At 42.0% G+C, this 16,868-nt stretch carries 21 protein-coding genes; 6 read left to right on the top strand and 15 right to left on the bottom strand.

Annotated features, from left to right (window positions below; all coding sequences use genetic code 11):
* Nucleotides 1-61 precede the first annotated feature (61 nt).
* Nucleotides 62-1,591 carry a tetratricopeptide repeat protein gene (locus L2755_RS12135; protein ID WP_248980961.1) on the bottom strand — a complete coding sequence of 510 codons (1,530 nt, stop codon included), beginning with the start codon at nucleotides 1,589-1,591 and terminating at the stop codon, nucleotides 62-64.
* Nucleotides 1,592-1,726: 135 nt separating this feature from the next.
* On the opposite strand from L2755_RS12135, the gene L2755_RS12130 reads away from it, so the two are divergent.
* The gene (locus L2755_RS12130; protein WP_248980960.1) at nucleotides 1,727-1,978 is read left to right on the top strand and encodes an Ogr/Delta-like zinc finger protein; all 252 of its coding nucleotides are present in this window, start codon (nucleotides 1,727-1,729) and stop codon (nucleotides 1,976-1,978) included.
* On the opposite strand, the gene L2755_RS12125 is transcribed toward L2755_RS12130, so the two are convergent.
* The 11 genes from L2755_RS12125 to L2755_RS12075 form a co-directional block, all read right to left on the bottom strand.
* On the bottom strand, nucleotides 1,902-2,123 hold the full coding sequence (locus L2755_RS12125; protein ID WP_248981012.1) for a hypothetical protein: 222 nt from the start codon (nucleotides 2,121-2,123) through the stop codon (nucleotides 1,902-1,904). The genes L2755_RS12130 and L2755_RS12125 overlap by 77 nt on opposite strands.
* A gap of 527 nt (nucleotides 2,124-2,650) precedes the next feature.
* Nucleotides 2,651-2,962, bottom strand: a complete 312-nt coding sequence (locus L2755_RS12120; RefSeq protein ID WP_248980959.1) for an adhesin biosynthesis transcription regulatory family protein — start codon at nucleotides 2,960-2,962, stop codon at nucleotides 2,651-2,653.
* Nucleotides 2,962-4,386 carry a DNA cytosine methyltransferase gene (locus L2755_RS12115; RefSeq protein WP_248980958.1) on the bottom strand — a complete coding sequence of 475 codons (1,425 nt, stop codon included), beginning with the start codon at nucleotides 4,384-4,386 and terminating at the stop codon, nucleotides 2,962-2,964. The genes L2755_RS12120 and L2755_RS12115 overlap by 1 nt, the downstream gene beginning before the upstream one ends.
* A gap of 5 nt (nucleotides 4,387-4,391) precedes the next feature.
* A complete protein-coding gene (locus L2755_RS12110) occupies nucleotides 4,392-4,625 on the bottom strand; it encodes a hypothetical protein (RefSeq protein ID WP_248980957.1) in 234 nt (77 codons plus the stop codon).
* Nucleotides 4,612-7,107 (bottom strand): replication endonuclease, encoded by a 2,496-nt coding sequence (locus tag L2755_RS12105; RefSeq protein WP_248980956.1) that lies wholly within the window; start codon nucleotides 7,105-7,107, stop codon nucleotides 4,612-4,614. The genes L2755_RS12110 and L2755_RS12105 overlap by 14 nt, the downstream gene beginning before the upstream one ends.
* Entirely contained in the window at nucleotides 7,107-7,685 is a 579-nt protein-coding gene (locus L2755_RS12100) for a DNA methyltransferase (RefSeq protein ID WP_248980955.1), read from the bottom strand. Before L2755_RS12100 ends, L2755_RS12105 begins: the two co-directional genes overlap by 1 nt.
* Nucleotides 7,682-7,918, bottom strand: a complete 237-nt coding sequence (locus tag L2755_RS12095) for a hypothetical protein (RefSeq protein WP_248980954.1) — start codon at nucleotides 7,916-7,918, stop codon at nucleotides 7,682-7,684. Before L2755_RS12095 ends, L2755_RS12100 begins: the two co-directional genes overlap by 4 nt.
* Nucleotides 7,919-7,920: 2 nt before the next feature.
* On the bottom strand, nucleotides 7,921-8,166 hold the full coding sequence (locus tag L2755_RS12090; RefSeq protein ID WP_248980953.1) for a hypothetical protein: 246 nt from the start codon (nucleotides 8,164-8,166) through the stop codon (nucleotides 7,921-7,923).
* A gap of 74 nt (nucleotides 8,167-8,240) precedes the next feature.
* Nucleotides 8,241-8,720, bottom strand: a complete 480-nt coding sequence (locus tag L2755_RS12085; RefSeq protein ID WP_248980952.1) for a hypothetical protein — start codon at nucleotides 8,718-8,720, stop codon at nucleotides 8,241-8,243.
* Between the two features lie 29 nt (nucleotides 8,721-8,749).
* A complete protein-coding gene (locus L2755_RS12080) occupies nucleotides 8,750-9,289 on the bottom strand; it encodes a phage regulatory CII family protein (RefSeq protein WP_248980951.1) in 540 nt (179 codons plus the stop codon).
* Nucleotides 9,290-9,356: 67 nt separating this feature from the next.
* Nucleotides 9,357-9,563 (bottom strand): DNA-binding protein, encoded by a 207-nt coding sequence (locus L2755_RS12075; RefSeq protein WP_248980950.1) that lies wholly within the window; start codon nucleotides 9,561-9,563, stop codon nucleotides 9,357-9,359.
* Nucleotides 9,564-9,656: 93 nt separating this feature from the next.
* Between L2755_RS12075 and L2755_RS12070 the strand changes: the two genes are divergently transcribed.
* The 4 genes from L2755_RS12070 to L2755_RS12055 are packed head-to-tail and all read left to right on the top strand — an operon-like array spanning nucleotide 9,657 to nucleotide 12,446.
* Nucleotides 9,657-10,331, top strand: coding sequence for a helix-turn-helix domain-containing protein (locus L2755_RS12070; RefSeq protein ID WP_248980949.1), 675 nt, complete (start codon nucleotides 9,657-9,659; stop codon nucleotides 10,329-10,331).
* 22 nt (nucleotides 10,332-10,353) lie between these two features.
* Nucleotides 10,354-10,818, top strand: coding sequence for a hypothetical protein (locus tag L2755_RS12065; protein ID WP_248980948.1), 465 nt, complete (start codon nucleotides 10,354-10,356; stop codon nucleotides 10,816-10,818).
* Entirely contained in the window at nucleotides 10,778-11,851 is a 1,074-nt protein-coding gene (locus L2755_RS12060) for a phage integrase (protein WP_248980947.1), read from the top strand. Before L2755_RS12065 ends, L2755_RS12060 begins: the two co-directional genes overlap by 41 nt.
* A 7-nt stretch (nucleotides 11,852-11,858) precedes the next feature.
* Nucleotides 11,859-12,446: a hypothetical protein gene (locus L2755_RS12055; protein WP_248980946.1), complete on the top strand. Its 588-nt coding sequence runs from the start codon at nucleotides 11,859-11,861 to the stop codon at nucleotides 12,444-12,446.
* Between the two features lie 429 nt (nucleotides 12,447-12,875).
* Here L2755_RS12055 and L2755_RS22305 read toward each other — a convergent pair whose 3' ends face one another.
* Nucleotides 12,876-13,751, bottom strand: a complete 876-nt coding sequence (locus L2755_RS22305) for a DUF2971 domain-containing protein (protein WP_248980945.1) — start codon at nucleotides 13,749-13,751, stop codon at nucleotides 12,876-12,878.
* Nucleotides 13,752-14,460: 709 nt separating this feature from the next.
* Here L2755_RS22305 and L2755_RS12045 point away from each other — a divergent pair.
* Nucleotides 14,461-14,853 carry a hypothetical protein gene (locus tag L2755_RS12045; protein WP_248980944.1) on the top strand — a complete coding sequence of 131 codons (393 nt, stop codon included), beginning with the start codon at nucleotides 14,461-14,463 and terminating at the stop codon, nucleotides 14,851-14,853.
* Between the two features lie 141 nt (nucleotides 14,854-14,994).
* Here the strand turns inward: L2755_RS12045 and L2755_RS12040 are convergent, their stop codons facing one another.
* On the bottom strand, nucleotides 14,995-16,302 hold the full coding sequence (locus L2755_RS12040; protein WP_248980943.1) for a HipA domain-containing protein: 1,308 nt from the start codon (nucleotides 16,300-16,302) through the stop codon (nucleotides 14,995-14,997).
* Complete coding sequence (locus L2755_RS12035) at nucleotides 16,286-16,579, bottom strand: helix-turn-helix domain-containing protein (RefSeq protein WP_248980942.1); 294 nt, start codon at nucleotides 16,577-16,579, stop codon at nucleotides 16,286-16,288. Before L2755_RS12035 ends, L2755_RS12040 begins: the two co-directional genes overlap by 17 nt.
* Between the last annotated feature and the right edge of the window lie 289 nt (nucleotides 16,580-16,868).

Here is a 16,868-nt window from a genome sequence, read left to right as displayed (position 1 = left end):
CAAGTAATACTAATCTAAAGGAATAATCTCGCCATTATTCCTTTAGCTCAATATACAATCATTACCCATTACTGACTACACCAAGTTCACCTATATCTTGTTTCAACTTTAACAAATTGTTATGGTTAACAATATAGTCAACCACATACCCTACATGTAATAATTTCTCACCATCGAACCCCCCTAAATAGTCTTCTATTAATTCAAATTCCCACTGCGTAGTGCCAAGTTCGTCATTTGATAACAAATCCATTTCTGCAATTAGAAAATCAAGACTGATATCATCCAGTAAGAATTTAAAAAACATTATAACTATTCTGTCCCATCCAGTCATTTTTTCAATTTTTTCAATTTCACTAATTTTATCAAGACAAACTTGTGGACTATAAAGTTTTAAATATAACTCAATGAGATTAACATAAGCACTATTAACAAGACTTGAAATTTCTAATGATTCGTTGGTTGAATATTTATCAATAAGGCTTTGATAACTTGCACGAGAAAGCTCCAACTTCCCTAGTTTTCCATAACAAAAACCACGAGATAAAATACTATTAACTACCAGCGATGTTAAATACAATTCTTCATCTTGTTCTAAACTTTTAGGCTCTGACTTTTTAATTATAATTTCAGTAAATATATCGATTGCAACCTCATAATCACCCATCCGCGTGTGAGAAAGTGCCATAACAAACTGAGCACCTGTCACAATGACTCTTCTTAGTTCAGAAACTGGCTCACTAGAATTTAAGAGTAAAGATTTTTCTATTCCAAATACTTTATTAGCATAATCCATAGCTATTCTGAACTCACCATCTTTGTAATGTTGAATAGCTGAATTAATCATTTCTTCACTGTTATTACTATAAGATAAACTATCATCACCATTTTCATGTACTTCACTTATTTTTTCAGAATCGTTTTTCTTTGTGGCTGATGAAGAGTTAGTTTCAATGAATTCCTGAAGCTTTAATATAACTCTGTGAGATTCTTTAGCTTCACCTACTTTTACTTCCATTTCCTTTACATATTTATCTATCTGTACCTCACCACCTTTAATTAGTATTCCCACATCTTTTTCAACTTCAATTTTAATTTCGTTAACAATAGTACTTTGTTTTTCAGCAATCCATTCATCAATTTGCTTACTCGCCTGATTCTTGGCCTCAGAAATAGCATTAGTTCGCACAATAATACCAAGTGCTATAGCAGAAAAAGTTAGTACCATAGTTAAAGCACCTATCCCGAACCCATATGCATTAGTATAGAACTTCACATCCTCAATCCGCGTATCGATTGAGATCGTCGAGGACTCAACTTCCATAGTTAAAAGGTTAAGCTTTGACTTTAACTGCTCAAAATCAGTTTTGAGTTCATTGGATGATTCAATATTTTTTGACTCTTGCTGCAATTTAGCATCCAGTACGGCAACCTCCTTTTGCAAAATTATCACTTGCTCAGCAAACCATTGCTGAGAATTCAAAGAGTTCACTAATTCAGTATCTAGTGTTTGCGGAATAATATCCGTGGAAACAGCCGGCACACTGACAACTGTGCACATTATGAAAAGAAATATTAGTAAGCGTGACATAACTGTTTCCAGCCTCAAAGAGTTTTCATAAACAAGAACTGCATATAATACACATATTTACATGAAATGAATCACTGTTCAAAAACCCAGTGCTTTAGCGTAAGCTAAGCAGATTAAATCAATTGGGAGATTGTAATGCGGGTACTTTGTCCAGGCTGTGGTTCTGTTGCAGTAATAGGTAAAACAAATCGGCTGAGTCTGGCCCATGCCGATCTGTATTGTTCATGCTCTGACCCAGAGTGCGGCCACACGTTTGTGACCAATTTAAGCTTTAGTCACACCCTAAGTCCGAGTTCACGAACGTCTAGTGCTATTGTGTCAGAGCTGGCTCGTGCGCTTTCACCAACTCAACGCCAGCAACTGCAGCAGGAGTTGAACCTTCTATAGTTAAATCCTTATATTGCACTGCATAACTCACTAATACGTCTCCGAACATGGCATGCCACACGACCTTGTCTGCCTCAGTATGTAATGTTGCAAACAACCCATTTAGCATGTCCATCTTTTCGTACAACATAAATTCATCAGTCATAATTCAATTTTCCATAATTGGCACACCAACTGCGGTGCCTAATCTATTATCCACATATAAAAAATCGCGCAACCAGCTGCTGCGCTATTTGAAAATAGCTGTGTAAACACGCTTTGAAAAACGCGCAACTGAGTTTTCATTGAAAACTTTGCACTTCGACAAAAATGCATTCATGTGTCTCTTTTTTGCCTCAATTCGTCTACGCTGCAAAACCAACAGCTCAGTAAAATGAACAACAATCTGACTTGCTTCGATGCCCAAGGTTAACGCCGCCCAACAGCATTTGTCAAGGGTAAGAAAAGCGAAAAACTCTATACTTTCTAAACATTTATATAGTGCGCTTGCGCGTTTAGCTTGCTCATTTACACTAAAGGAAGTGGTAACATATTGTTGTAAATAGACTATTGTCGATTACTAAGTTGAAAAGTGAGAATGCTCACTTCCCACGTAAAAAACAGTAAAATTAACACTAGTTAAACCGTGTTAATTTCTGTTTTTTAAGTGATTACTAAATACTTACTGAATGACTAATCATCGCCAGGTGGTGACGTTAATCGATCTGTAGGTTGATAGCCGCAAATTTTGATATTTTTATTATTTAGCTGCTTTTTTTGCTCTTGAAACTGCAGAGCAAGATCCGCCGTGGCATTTAATTTGGCTAGGGCCTCACTAAAATGTTGCTGCGAAACCTGATAACGCCAATAAGCCCGATTGGGTGGCAGGCCATCGACCAAGTGCGCAGTTAACGCATCTATTTTATTTTTGCTGTTGATACGAGTGAGTTTAAGCAGCACTGCAATACTTTCACTCGTTTCATGGCCTTGAACTAATATTTGCATTAAGCCACCTTTTCGATTGCATCGGGTACCTGGTAATTACTACTTACTAACGCAGCAGCTAACAAAGGTGGTACCGAGTTGCCGCACCTAGCGACCTGTTTAGCTTTTGAATATTTCTGACCTGTATGATCAACGTCAATAATGTAATCACTCGGGAACGACTGAGCAGCAAACAATTCGTGGGGTTCTAGCATTCTAAGGCCAATATCTACAATTTGATAAAGATCCCCTTTAACCATGACTAAACCAAAGCAATCACCTGTTCTAATGGTGTGCAATGGTTGGTTAAGATCTTGCCCCACACCTGTGCCGTAATACTTAACTAAAAAACAGCGAACCTCACCAATATGATTACCGCCAGCGGTTACCGTATGCATAGGTTCATTCGCAGGGAAACCAACATTTGTCCCACGATACTTAACCATAAAGCTAGCGATTAACGCTTGCTGTTCGCTGTTTAAATCTGTCACTTTTTCAAGCTTTGGCGTAACAAGTGCGAAGTGACCACCTTTAACTTGAGCGCAAATGGTTCTTAACGGCTCATTTGCTGCCATATTCCGTTGGCTGCTTGCATTAGCATATTCAGTGATAAAAGGAACGATTGTGGCTGAACTAGGCGCGATAAATGGCTTGGGGTTGTCTACAACAAACTTAACAATGCCTTTAAATATTCTGGCTAAACTTTTATCTACGAGTGGTTTCTTCCTGTTAAAAATTGACTTGCAAGGAATTGACCAATCAATAATGTCTGCGGCTGTTTTCCACGGTTTTAATTGTGGACCATTAACTGGCTGCTTTTCTGGATTACCATGTGTAGGTGCTGGCCACGTGATTGGCTGGCCGTCACAACGAGCAACAAGAAAGAAGCGTTTACGAATGGTCGGGCAACCATAGTCACTGGCGATTAATTGCTTCCACTCGACTTTATAACCATGCTGGCGTAATTGGTGTACAAAACTGTTGAAGGTTTTACCTTTGCGCTTTTGGCAAGGCTTACCATCAACTAACGGACCCCAAGAAACAAACTCTTCAACATTTTCGAGCATAATAATACGCGGGCGAACCATAGCAGCCCAACGCATTGCTACCCATGCCAAACCACGGATTTTCTTTTCGAGAGGTTTGCCACCTGCTGCTTTTGAAAAGTGCTTACAGTCTGGGCTAAACCATGCAAGACCAACAGGCCGACCAGCACACAGTTCAACAGGGTTAACATCCCATACCGATTCGCAATGATGATTGGTTAATGGGTGATTAGTTTTGTGCATCGCTAGCGCCGCAGGATCATGATTGATAGCATCATCCACAGGTCGACCAATAGCGATTTCAATACCTGTAGAAGCACCGCCACCGCCTGCAAAATTATCTATCACTAACTCATGTTGGTCTAAGTTGAATGAAAACTGATTATCACCTCTAAACATATTCTTTACCCCTGTTGGCGCTTGGCGGCGCGTTGTTTGACTAAACCATTGAGTACTGTGCGGCACTGTTCGCGCTCAACCTCTGGTAAACGTGCGAGCCATTGCTTTACGCCGTCACGGTTACATTGCTTTAATTGCGTTTTGCAACGCTGATAACGTTCTAAGCACTCGCCCTTTTTTGCGTTTAATGCGTTAAGGTGCTGGCGTTCGCTAGCAGTCATTAAATTAGAAAGGTTCATTTTCATCCTCTGACTGTTCAGTGTTTTTGTTATCGTGATAAGTAGATGAACTCGCCCACTGCTCGGCTTTTTGGGTGTCGAGTACCTGGCGCAATTGTTCAAGTGCGCGTTTGGCCATATCGGGTGTTTTGCTGCTTATCCAATTTTCTACATCTGAACCGGTATCGAGCAATCGCCACGCTTGTTCGCGCAGCTGCGCATCAATCACTTTTAAGCGCTGACGCTCAATAGCATCGAACTGACTCTCTAATGCGCTATCGCGCCAATCGTTATCAGCCTTGTGATGCCCGCTGGGCAACTGTTTACTGACAATCAACATGCCATCACGCAAGCGTACATATTTATGAGCATCACTATCGACGGGATCAACAACATCAATTACAGCACCCGCACGTAGGCGTTTAAGTGAATCGCTGTCGAGTCCGAGTTTTTTGGCCTCCTTGATTAATTGACGATCCTTTAATGGTATTTTCGCGATCGAATTTGCTGTTTTGATCGACCGCGTACAGTTATTGTCAGAACTCCAAGGTGCGCGGCTGTCGCCACTTTTCAAAGAAGAGTCAAAAGACAAATCAACAGCCACATCAAAAACGGGGTTTGCACTCGCCACAGTGGGTTTGCTTTGGCCTTGCGGGCGTATCTCCCAGCCCTCAAAGCGGGTTTGTACTGCGTTGTTCATGGACATAACACCCATGATTTTGGTGATATCTTCGCCGTATAGATTGGCCTCTGGATTGGTCACTTTTGAAAGCTGAATAGGACGATCCGCACGTTTACAAAAAGTGCCGCCCATTACATCGATGTAGCGTTTCCAGTTGTTAGAGCTGTTACCGTCTGATGCTTTTCGAGCCAGCTCTAATATGTCGTCATAGTCGATGCTTTCACGTAAACGCCGCAGTTCACGCCATACGGTAACGGCGGGGCCACCGATTTGCTGAAACTGGCGAATGTTCCAGTCACTCGCCCAAGTGGCTACGCCCATTGCGCCATGTTTGCCGCTGCTTTCTGCTTCTAAATCATCATCAACATTAAGCCCGTCGATATTCTTAGCGATGTACTTGGCGATGTAGCCAGTGGCACTGCCTTGGTTTGGGTCAATCACTTTGTAGTCAAAGCGCGGGGATATTTTTTTAAAGGTACTTTCTAATCTAGTGCGGTACTGCTGTTTCACGTTATCGATGTGAGTCAATAGAAAAGCATGCTGATTTTCATCATTATGATTTAGCGCTTTTGCTTCTGCGATTAGCGCTTTCTTGAAGATACTGCGCATCGGCATATTGATTGATGTATCAAGGGTTAAACCCCATTCGTCAAAATCACGGTTGGTGGTTTTTAATTCATCACGGTTGGCGCGAGTAAAGTAATCAGCCATAACAAACCTGATCGCTTGTTCGTGCTCTGGCTTGAAGAACAGCAACATGTGCCAATGCGGCGTGGCATCGTGATGCGGTTCAACCACACGAAAGCCAAATAAAGGCAAATCCAATCGTGCTAGCTTACTCCGCACTTTTGCCCACTCTTTGCATAAATAGGCTTGGGTGTCTTTAGGGTTTGCCCCCAAATAACGCTTGTTTGAGTAAGTAGGTCCCTTTTTACTTTTCATGTAACTGTGATAACAACTGGGCGCAGTAACGGTAAAGAAGCCTCCCATCATGCCTTGCTCGTTAGCGAGCTCTTCAAAGCCACGTATACGCACCATTAATTCTGCGCGGCGAACTGTGGGGTTTGACACTGATGCGGCAACGGCATCAGCTAAACTGATTTCAAGACCAAGATTATCGTTAACCACAGTCATTTCGTTAAGCCATCTTTCGGCGGCTTTTTTACGGTTTTGATATTCTTTAAGTGCGTGAACGCTGGCGTATGGCGACACCCCTGCACGCACTTTGCCCGTGATAATCGCGGCGTGCTCTTTGTATTGCCGAAATGATTTTTCGAGTTTACGTAGCCACCAAGCATCATCGACTAAACGGGCTAGCGCGCCCGCGATAATGTTGTATAAGGTTGGATCTTCGTCTAACTCGCCACTGGCTTTGCGCTGTTCGTACCCGATAAGGCTTGGCAACACTGGACTAAAGCCCCATTGATCAGCAGGTTGCTTTACCGCCTTGAGCAGTTCAACCGCGTCAACTTGTGTACCGCCATAAGTCATATTATTTAAAATACTGGCGCAGCGATTTGCCCACTCTTGCGCAACCGCAGCGCGGCGAACTTCGGTATTGATATGCCACAACGGCAGCGGGAATTGACGCAGCATGGCGCGGGTGGATTTAATGCGGTTACGCAGCCAAATGTTGGCACTACTGCTACGGCTGTATTTTTTATGTTTGCGTACGTACTCTTTAAACAAGCTCGCAGCAACACCATCGGGCAAGCCATCGAGTTGTTTTTGCGCCCACTTGAGATCTTCTTGCTGATGCGGAGCCGAAAAAATAGCGGAGAGATTAATCCCCGCTTTGCGTTCGATTTGCTGGAGGTCCATTAAGCAGCCTTTTTAACGTTTAACTTTTTCGCTTTAGGTTGCTTAACAGGATCCGCGCTAATGATATGGCTTAATCCTTGTGGCATATTCGGGAAACGATTGCCTCTATCCCAAATAAACCAACTGTATTCACACGAATCACTGCCACCACCGACAAAGCGAGGACGTGGCACTATGATGGGTGTTTTATTCGGGAAACCAACCTCAGCCCAAAACGGCACTCGCAATTTACTGCCGAGAAAATTAACCCGTTGCAAATAGGCCAGCGTACCGTCTGGCGCCAACTCACTTAATGACTTAGTCAGAAAATCAACAGTAAGTGAGAACGGCGGATTGGTAATGATCACATCTTGCTGTGCAAATGCAGTAGTGAGGTAGTTAACCCCACGGTCAAGTTCTGCCCAGCTTTTTTGCGAATCAGGCAATGCCACTTTGTTATAAACAGCATCTGTACCACGACAAGGTTCTAAGAATTTATCATCTGGGCGCAATACCAGCTGTGCCATGAGTGCATCAACCACATTGTCGGGTGTAGGGTAAAGTTCGTTTGCTCTTACATTTCCGTGAGTGCTGCTCATGCTGCATACCAGGTTTCGTTCTCTCGAGCTTCTTTTATACATTTAGGGCAAGCTGTAGAACATGTTTCATCGTCAGTTTCGTAGCCGTGCCACCCCTCTTTACTCGCTGATTGAATCGCCTCAGAGACACTCTTGACTAGCGAGACGTAATGTTTTTCACTGCACATAAAACAAGTGATCACAAAGACACTCATCACTTCAATTTCAGTGGGTTCAATATCACGTGTTTTCATAATCAGGCCACCAGTTGTATTTGGTTGACGTGAATACCGTTACGAATGGCAACCAAACGAATGTGAATGGTCTTTGCAACTTGTGGGCAGGCCACATCAGCGATGGCTTTGATTGATTCAAGTGCCGCTTCAACCATGTCTTTGTCGGCTGGGGTGCTAAAGAAAAGTGAAGCAATAACGCGGTTTGCTTCTTGTGTTATTGCTTGCTCGACTGTTAAACATTGGTCTGTTATATTTAGCTCTGTCATATTGATGCCTTTGATAGTTGATTTGACTTGAGCCATTTTCGTTACAGCGAAAGTGGCTTTTTGCTTTCTACGATTTACTGTTTTACTGAACATTGATTTGCCCTCTCGACTTCCAGCGCCAACTCTGCCGCCAGCGCGTTAATATCTTTTAGATCACGGCTCAATTCATCTTCAATTGCATTACGCTGCACACCGATTTGCTTAACCGACTTTGGTTTGCGCGGTGTTATAAAGCGGTCACGGGCCAAAGGCACACAGCTAAAGGTTTTTGCTAAGTCAGTGAGGCCGATTATGGCTAAACGAACCGCATCACAATCAGAAGGCGACATACTCAAAAGTGGTTTGTTGATGTACTCACTCGGTTTTAGTCGAGCCGTAATCAAAATCATTGCGCGTTGTTGTGCTGGCAACTTGTCAAAACGGCTTGCTGCACTGCTTTTACCTAGCATTTGGCGCACTGCGTAAATCGCGTTTGCGTGAGCATCGCTGCTTTGTATGTGTTCGTTGGCTGCATGAGCCAATTGACTGACGAGTGGCTTTGTTACTGTATTCATTGCTTAACCTTTTTAAGTGAAAAAATGAGTTACATCAGACCAGGCATAGGCATTGCTTGTAGAGCATCGCTAGCGACTGTTAGAACAGGGATAGCTTGAAATTTTTGCTCAACGTCATGCACAAAAATGGCGAGTTCGGCCATCACATAGGACGCGCGTTTTAGGGTTTCGTGACGCATACGTTCAGTGACACGCTTAGTGGTTTTAACATCGAGTGCAAGTGCGCCGAGTTGCGCGGTGTTTGCAGATATATCAAGAGCGCGATCAGTCAGCGGGGTTTGGTCTGCATTCGCTAAGTCGCCCAAATTGACCGAAGGAGCACAATTGAGTTCAAGCAGAATGCCATCAACAATGCAGCGGTTATTACTGGCTTTACTGATGTTAACGAGTTCGTGAACTGAGAGTTGGTGCGGTTGTTCCAAACACAGCTTATTGCGTAACATTTGAGGACGATAAAATTCAGCAGCCTGTGCGACCTCTTTTAAGTTCTCATCCTGCGCGAACTGGCGTAAAGCGCCATTCAAATGACTAACCTGTTCACCTTGTTTACTGCTGTTGTCTGTATACATGTTCGCAAATTCCATTTTTGCTAATATTCAATTGAAGATAAAAATTACAATTTGAATAGGGTGATAATTAATGCGCTTCAGCTAACTCAGCGGCTTCTTTTGCTAGCGCTAACATGTTGATGAAAGGTCGTTCTTGCGGCTTTAGTTTCGGTCTAATCGGAAGACGCCCTTCTCTTACCTGCGCACGTACGGCACTCGGTTGAATGCCTGCGCGGCGGGCATACTCTTCAAATGAAATGAAAGGTGCATCAATTTGATATGTGAAGTTACTCATTTGGTGTTATCCTTTATTTAATCGCGTTTGTATCAGATTGGTTTCGAGGCTATCTGATTCCGTTTTAATTCGAATGACAGGATTATTGATCAAATGAGTGGATTCGTCAAATATAAACAAGATAAAAAATTCAAACAATTGAATGCTCCGCTTGAATACGATGGAGGAAAGCATCTAATTGAACGTCTTATTCATCTATTTGAGGTTAGAAACAGAATTGAACTGGGCGACTTATTGGGGATAACTCCAGGTACTTTTTCAACTTGGACAACTCGTAAAACAACACCGTACGAACTACTGATTAGGATTCATCTTTTAACCGGCTGGTCTATGGAATACCTATGCTTTGGCACTGGTGAACGTGGCGGGAGTAATGTAACAACGGAAGATTTTCGAAACGAAATATCAGAACCTACACTTCCTTATCCTCGTGGTGTCTTACAGGTTTACTCCATAAAGAATGGTAATCTTGAGCCTTACGAAAAATTTGAAGCGACGGATAACATCATTGGCCACTTCAAGATTAAAGGTAACGATCACGACTTAGTCATTAAAGACGCTGATAATTTGCTATTTATCAACTCAGAAGAAAATGAGGGTGTTTCAGGCAAGTATTTATTCTCCACAAATAATAGATACCAACTTGGAGAATTAAAACTGTTACCCGATGGCAACATCTATCTATTAGAGGGTGATGAAAAATACCCTATCAACCCAGAAGTAACCAAGATCCACGGCAAAGTGGTTTCTGAATTAAAGAGCGTTTAACTTATTAAACAAGGATGTGACTATGTTAAAAACCAATCTAATATTATGTATGGTTTCCGCTTATTTATTTACTAGCGCCAGCTCTTATGCATCATCAAATAAGTTTGATAACGTAACAGATTGCCAACTTGCAGGGACCATGCTAGTAGAACTCAAGCCTATTATTGACGGCTTAGTTTTTTATATTAACGAAAACCCATCTACAAACGATCTTAATTTTTATAATTGGCGCAAGGATTTTGGCTTTGAAGATCAGCGTAATGCTTTTAGCAATAGATACCCAAGTGTATTTAAATTATCAATGGAGCAATCAAAAGCAGCTCATAATCTTGAATTCTTAGTTGGCCAAATGAGTCGTGATATTCATATGCAACTGAAGAAATCTCCGAATCAACCTTACTCTGTAAACAAACAATACCAATTAATCAACGACAGCTGGAAAAATATTGATAAAGCATGTCGGCCAGAGTGGGATGCTGCCAACTGATATGTCGATAATAAACACTAAAGATGGCAGTAATAAGCCTTGGAAGCTCGACATGCGTGTCGATGGCCGAGAGAGTAGGCGCATTCGTAAAACATTTGCCACCAAGGGCGAAGCAGCTGCTTATGAAGCTTTTGTGCTAAAGAAAGTCGATGCTAAACCTTGGCTAGGTGAAAAAGTTGATAACCGCCGTTTATCTGAATTAATCGAACGTTGGCATGATCTGCATGGTCGACAACTGACACAGCCAGCTCAGCGTATGACCAAACTCAAGATGATTTGCGGTGCGCTGGGTGACCCCGTCGCAAACAAGATCACGGTTAACGATTTTGCGAATTATCGCCAAATGCGCTTAGATGGTGAAGTCGCCGATGCGCAAGGTAACAAGACAAAAGTAAAACCAAACACAATTAACCATGAACACGCCTATTTAAACACGGTATTCAATACGCTTAAAAAACTGGGTGAATGGTCACTGCCGAACCCATTAGATGGTATTGAACAGTTTAAAATTGAAGATATCGAATTAGCATTTCTCTATAAAGAAGAAATACCCGTTGTACTGCGCGAATGTGCCAATGCTAAATATGAGCACCTTAAAACCATTGTGCTTATCTGCTTAGCCACGGGTTGCCGCTGGTCAGAGGCCGAAGGCTTACGCGGTAGCCAAATTGCCCACAACCGCATTACTTTTGTTAAAACCAAAGGTAAGAAAAACCGCACAGTCCCCATAGCCCATGAATTGGCCGACATACTGCCCCGCGTTCGTGGCCCATTGTTCAGACCTTGCCGTAAATCATTTGAGCAAGCAATTAAACGAACCGGCTTAGAATTCCCAGATAGACAAATGACCCACATCTTACGCCACACATTTGCCAGCCACTTTATGATGAACGGTGGTAACATTCTGGTACTAAGACAGATACTCGGTCACTCAGATATTAAAGACACCATGCGTTACGCCCACTTCGCCCCCGATCACCTGGACGACGCTATCACCAAAAACCCAATAGCGTCTTTATTGTCAAAGGAATAAACATCTAATGATGAAGAAATCATATGCGGTACATATTGCATTAAGTTGGTCATTACTGCTATTCACACTTCAGCTTCCAGAAGTTAATCAAGGAACTGATTATTTTTTCTTGATAGTGACATTAGCTACTTGCTGTTTATCGTACTGCTTGCTTTATGCTTTTTCTGACATTCGCGACCTTATTTTTAAAAAAAAGAAACGTAAAACCATTTGGTGGGACTTACTCGACACGCTAGATGGAATGATGAGCGCGGCAATCTTCTTATGTTTGGTGGCATTAGTCCTAATGCGTACCGAGTACCCTGTGGGCTTTGGGCTGATATGGTTAGCCCTTCCTGCATTAACTTTATTCTTAACTGTGAGTTTCATACAGAAAAAAATTCAAAGTCTATACCATCGTAGCCTTTGCGCTGAATTAGAAAATGTTTGTAAAGACTTTTCATCAACCTCTAATAACATCAAAATGGTCACCGAAATTTATGAAGAATTGAACTTCAAAAGCTCTTCCATTGAGAACTACATAAATCAAGGTAATGAAGATTCTGAATTACCAAATGCCCACAAAGTGCCCACAGAGGCCGACAGCTACCGATAGTGAACTATAGTCACAAACACGTAAGCTTTTGAAAACACTGTAAGTCATTGATAAACATACACCGTGGATAGGATGTAGGCTTTTTGGACGCGGGTTCGAGCCCCGCCGCCTCCACCAAATACTAAAAAAGGCCAACCTTAACGGGTTGGCCTTTTTTTACGCTTAATTTCAAGCAGTTGCGCGCCAACCCTTCCCGTTATTCAGCGTGAATGCCTTCCTAAATAACCATTATTTCATCATTTATTAATGGCAGAAAATGGCTGAATGGCGGCAAAGTGGCGACAGCCTAATTAAAACACCTATGACTAGATAGTCTTTTATTCTATAACAAACGGGCATTATCAATAAATTAATCACTGGAGAAAGCTGTTAAGGAATTGAACCTGTTAGTGGAAGTCCATTTATTGACCGCCGCAACAAGGAATATACCTATATTGCAGGCTTGATTATTACTCCGAAATTAGTTTTATCTGGTGAAACTTCGAATAGCTTTATATCTCTCTCTTTGCAAATTAACTTAAGGATGTGAAGATTCGTAGAGCGGATATTTGAGCCATACATAATAGCTTTTATAGAATCCTTTCTGATAGACACAGACTTTCCAGCCACTTTTTCAGTAGGTGCAATTATAACATTGCGAACTTCTTGCTCATATTTCCAACGAGTATGCTTCTGGAAAATATGGTCTGTATTGCGTAAAACGAGTTGTTTACCAATTACTGTAACCTCACGTTCATAGGAATGACTATAAGTCAGCCTACCTTTCTTAGAATCAGGATTCGTTAGGTCGAAATCGAAATAAGTAAATGGTACGACTTCGTCGATATATTTCACATCATAAAACGTGGAAAACTCATCAGTTTCTTTAAGTTTATCAACATTATATGCAATACAAAGACCTCTCATCCCATCTGAATAATGAGACCACATTAAACCATCAAATGGCTCTTTACTGAAGCAGGTAACAAGTGAGTAACTATAGTGTTCTTTCAATCGGTTAACTGCACTGCTAAGTATTGACTTCATCTCATCAGCGGCGGCCACGGCTTCATCGTTAACCAAATAAGAAGTCAACTTATCCATAGGGTCAAAAAGTAACAGCCTTTTATTTATACGCGCTAAAGCGCTTGGTAAGTCTTCAGCATCGAAACATGACCAGTCGAATATAAATGGTAATTCATAAGGATCATTCAAGCTCTCAAGGGATCCGTGCCAAATCTTGCTATCAACGATTTCCGACAGGGTGTTATCGTTAAAAAACCTGTATCTAAATACACAATCTTTGGTTAGCTGTTCAAAATTCACAATAGCCTCAGTTAGTTACAACTTCATTCATGATGCACTATAAACAGATATATTAACCTGTTCAAGCTGGAGATGTGATTACCTTATTTCAGTTTTACTTCAGAATAACCTACTGTTATTTAATTAATTTTCATTTCATTGCTAACTCCCACTCACAGAAAGTCTTACCACGTAATCTGGTGCAATTCAGTATTCAAGCAGGTTTCAAGCGGACGCGATGCATCCATGCCTCATAGAGAACTGTAAAACAGTGAAAATAATCGCGATCGTTTCAGATCTCCGATCATGTTAAAGCCCTAGGAGCAGCGCTGGCTGCGCCTATGAACTGCAATAATCGATAAATGAAATAGAAAAATGATAAGAAGCGCGCAGGAGGGGAGGAAGAGTGCGGATTCCGTGTGTTTCTTTCTCCGTGGCTTGGTTTCCGTGGCTCAAAGCTGAATGGCTAAAGTTAGACGCGGGTTCGAGCCCCACGACAGGAACCGAACCCGCGTCGATAGTTTCAATGTGAGTGCTTTATATTTTGCTCGAGTCGTTTGGCTTTGGTTGAATCGTATCGAGTATAGATAAATGTGGCTTTACTGCAGGCAACAAAAAGCCCTGCTTAGGTACAGGGCTGTGCAACTGTACACAGAGTATAATAATACTATGTGTACATTTACTTCGTGATGGGGTCGAGCCTCCCCTTTTGGTTACTGGCTTGTGATGCTTGGCTGCTACGCTCGCTTGGTTTGGTGTGGGGCTGCTGCCGTGTTTGTGGCCAAAATTAGTTGACCACTTCAAGAGTGGGTTTGTATCGACAATATACGATGCGATTCAGGTGGGTGACATCATTCATAAGCCAAGAGTAACTTCGGTAATATTAGATATTTATGAAAACGGCAATATCTACTTTCGAGTAGGTGAGTCAAACAAGAAATTTGTTTCCACTAGAGAGCTGGTGGACGTGTATGCAGTGCTCAGTGCTAGTGAACTCTGCATCAAGGAGATTTGCAATATTGCTTCGGCACCTTGCAATTCAACGACGATTCAGTGGCTGCTAACCCATGCAGAACTCGCTAAACGAAGTCAGCATGGTAGTTTATCAAAAAGCTGGGAGTAAATTTCGGTGCGAGTGGTTTAGACCTACACATAGAAAGCCACCCGACACGCTCAGGTAATACTCATTAGTCGTGTTCAACATGCAAGTGCCCTCCATACGTCTTTCAGCTTAGTGAGTTGCTCTTGGTGTTTCACTAGGTGCTCACAACTCTATCTTAGGGATCTCTTGCGCTTGCTCAATAAAATGCTGACAACGTTTTTCTACTTGCTGGTGGTATTTAGCCATATACGTTTGTTGAGCTGGACTTAGCTCCCCTAACAGACCAATTGCACAGCTAAGCTGGTCAGTAATAGATTTGGCTATTTTTTGTAGCTGGCGCATAAGCAGCTTGCTGTTGATCTGGCAATCATCGGCAAACTCCATGAGCTGGTAAGCATTGATGGCATGGGGCTCAAACTCATCCCCTATTGCCATCGCAAGCTCTTGTTCAAACTCTGGGTACATCTGCACATTAACTAAGTCATACAAGGGTGTTGGCTCTAATCCAGCATTACTGACAAAGAAGCTCATGTTCTTACCATGGGCGTCGTGGTTGAACACACACAGGTTGAACAGTACCCAGTTCAATAGTGTTAGCTTTGCTGCAATGGGGTTCTGGCACACTTGAGTTAGCTCAAACAACTTTTTAAGACTGACACCATCCCGAATATGAGCAACATCTCGCTGCTTACCTAAGTTACGTTCATATTTTCTATCAACTCCCAAGTTACAGGCTTGGCAGGCATCGATAAGATGTTTTCGCTTTACCACGTCATTAATCAATTTACGATCAAAGCGCTCAACCACCAGCGCGGGATATTGGTCAAAGTAGTGCAACTCAACATTAGCTGTCTGTAACCCTACTAACTGGGAGAGCTTCATCGTCACAAACTCATTAATAACTAGGTGCTGCTGAGTACTCTTTTCAAATTTGATAATGTGAGTTGAGCATAAGTCACCGCTACCAAAACCAAACTCACCGTTTAGCTGCAAAACGTTAATTTTTGACTGCACACCAGCAACAGAGAGCCTTGGTTTATCATCCCATACCTCCATAGCAAACAAGCTTGGGTCAGTTAAGCGCTGAACTAACTCAGGAGTGGTAATTGCTCTAAACTCAGTCCTTGTTTCATTTTGCTCACCTTGGCGAACGAACAAGACGGCCCCCGATGTGTCTTGCCCTATCCCATGGATCAGTGCAAAGGTATTTTGCTTAGACACCGCAAGGTAGTCGATTAAGTGATCTAAACCTTGGTTCTCTGGCAGTAGGTTTTGTAAGTAGCGCCGAATAGCACTTGATTGAATGTTACCTTCTAGAGGTAAGTGTGGTGACAGCGCAAAGCCCTGCTGCTTCCATTGTGGTTGGTATACAAAGTGAAAGTTATCAGTATCTGGATCAAAACTTAAGTCAGCGATAGTCTGATTATTAAAAATAACATTTAAACTATATGCGTTAGACCCAACCATCATTAGCCTCACTTTCAGTACTAGATACCTGGTCCCATGGTTTTATTGAGAGCTGGACGCCTAATCCTTGCATTACATCCATTACCGCAGATAGACGAATGTCATCTCGCCCCTGCTCTATTTTAATGTAGGTCTGCTTAGCAATTCCGCACAATGCCGCTGCGTCTGTTTGAGTTATGCCGCTTTGGGTGCGCTTAGCTTTTATTGCAGCCCCTAATAACTCAACCGAAAAGGTCTTTGAGAGATCCGGGCTTGCTATGGCTTTTACAGATTTGGCCATCTAATATCTCCTACCGTGAGCTCCTGCATACAGGGTTAATTTAAACTGCTTAGTTAAACGCTAATGTAATCGTATAAGTCTATATTAATAGACTTATAGAACAGATTATAGGCTGAGCACGATAAAGTCTATATTTTTAGACTTTTAGCCAAAAGGTATGTTCAGGAAGCATAAAGTACATAAAGTCTAACTTTATGTACTTTATGCTTCCTGAACATACCTTTTGGCTAAAAGTCTAAAAATATAGACTTTATCGTGCTCAGCCTATAATCTGTTCTATAAGTCTATT

Source organism: Shewanella abyssi (assembly GCF_023284025.1).
GTDB classification, from domain to species: domain Bacteria; phylum Pseudomonadota; class Gammaproteobacteria; order Enterobacterales; family Shewanellaceae; genus Shewanella; species Shewanella abyssi.
Note: the sequence above shows the minus strand (reverse complement) of the source record. Positions and strands in the feature narration are given on the sequence as shown.

What these genes read in the sequence shown, in the direction of transcription:
- L2755_RS12135 (WP_248980961.1), bottom strand. Translation starts at nt 1,591, where the DNA reads ATGTCACGCTTACTAATATTTCTTTTCATAATGTGCACAGTTGTCAGT.
- L2755_RS12130 (WP_248980960.1), top strand. Translation starts at nt 1,727, where the DNA reads ATGCGGGTACTTTGTCCAGGCTGTGGTTCTGTTGCAGTAATAGGTAAA.
- L2755_RS12125 (WP_248981012.1), bottom strand. Translation starts at nt 2,123, where the DNA reads ATGACTGATGAATTTATGTTGTACGAAAAGATGGACATGCTAAATGGG.
- L2755_RS12120 (WP_248980959.1), bottom strand. Translation starts at nt 2,962, where the DNA reads ATGCAAATATTAGTTCAAGGCCATGAAACGAGTGAAAGTATTGCAGTG.
- L2755_RS12115 (WP_248980958.1), bottom strand. Translation starts at nt 4,386, where the DNA reads ATGTTTAGAGGTGATAATCAGTTTTCATTCAACTTAGACCAACATGAG.
- L2755_RS12110 (WP_248980957.1), bottom strand. Translation starts at nt 4,625, where the DNA reads ATGAACCTTTCTAATTTAATGACTGCTAGCGAACGCCAGCACCTTAAC.
- L2755_RS12105 (WP_248980956.1), bottom strand. Translation starts at nt 7,107, where the DNA reads ATGGACCTCCAGCAAATCGAACGCAAAGCGGGGATTAATCTCTCCGCT.
- L2755_RS12100 (WP_248980955.1), bottom strand. Translation starts at nt 7,685, where the DNA reads ATGAGCAGCACTCACGGAAATGTAAGAGCAAACGAACTTTACCCTACA.
- L2755_RS12095 (WP_248980954.1), bottom strand. Translation starts at nt 7,918, where the DNA reads ATGAAAACACGTGATATTGAACCCACTGAAATTGAAGTGATGAGTGTC.
- L2755_RS12090 (WP_248980953.1), bottom strand. Translation starts at nt 8,166, where the DNA reads ATGACAGAGCTAAATATAACAGACCAATGTTTAACAGTCGAGCAAGCA.
- L2755_RS12085 (WP_248980952.1), bottom strand. Translation starts at nt 8,720, where the DNA reads ATGAATACAGTAACAAAGCCACTCGTCAGTCAATTGGCTCATGCAGCC.
- L2755_RS12080 (WP_248980951.1), bottom strand. Translation starts at nt 9,289, where the DNA reads ATGTATACAGACAACAGCAGTAAACAAGGTGAACAGGTTAGTCATTTG.
- L2755_RS12075 (WP_248980950.1), bottom strand. Translation starts at nt 9,563, where the DNA reads ATGAGTAACTTCACATATCAAATTGATGCACCTTTCATTTCATTTGAA.
- L2755_RS12070 (WP_248980949.1), top strand. Translation starts at nt 9,657, where the DNA reads ATGAGTGGATTCGTCAAATATAAACAAGATAAAAAATTCAAACAATTG.
- L2755_RS12065 (WP_248980948.1), top strand. Translation starts at nt 10,354, where the DNA reads ATGTTAAAAACCAATCTAATATTATGTATGGTTTCCGCTTATTTATTT.
- L2755_RS12055 (WP_248980946.1), top strand. Translation starts at nt 11,859, where the DNA reads ATGATGAAGAAATCATATGCGGTACATATTGCATTAAGTTGGTCATTA.
- L2755_RS12040 (WP_248980943.1), bottom strand. Translation starts at nt 16,302, where the DNA reads ATGATGGTTGGGTCTAACGCATATAGTTTAAATGTTATTTTTAATAAT.
- L2755_RS12035 (WP_248980942.1), bottom strand. Translation starts at nt 16,579, where the DNA reads ATGGCCAAATCTGTAAAAGCCATAGCAAGCCCGGATCTCTCAAAGACC.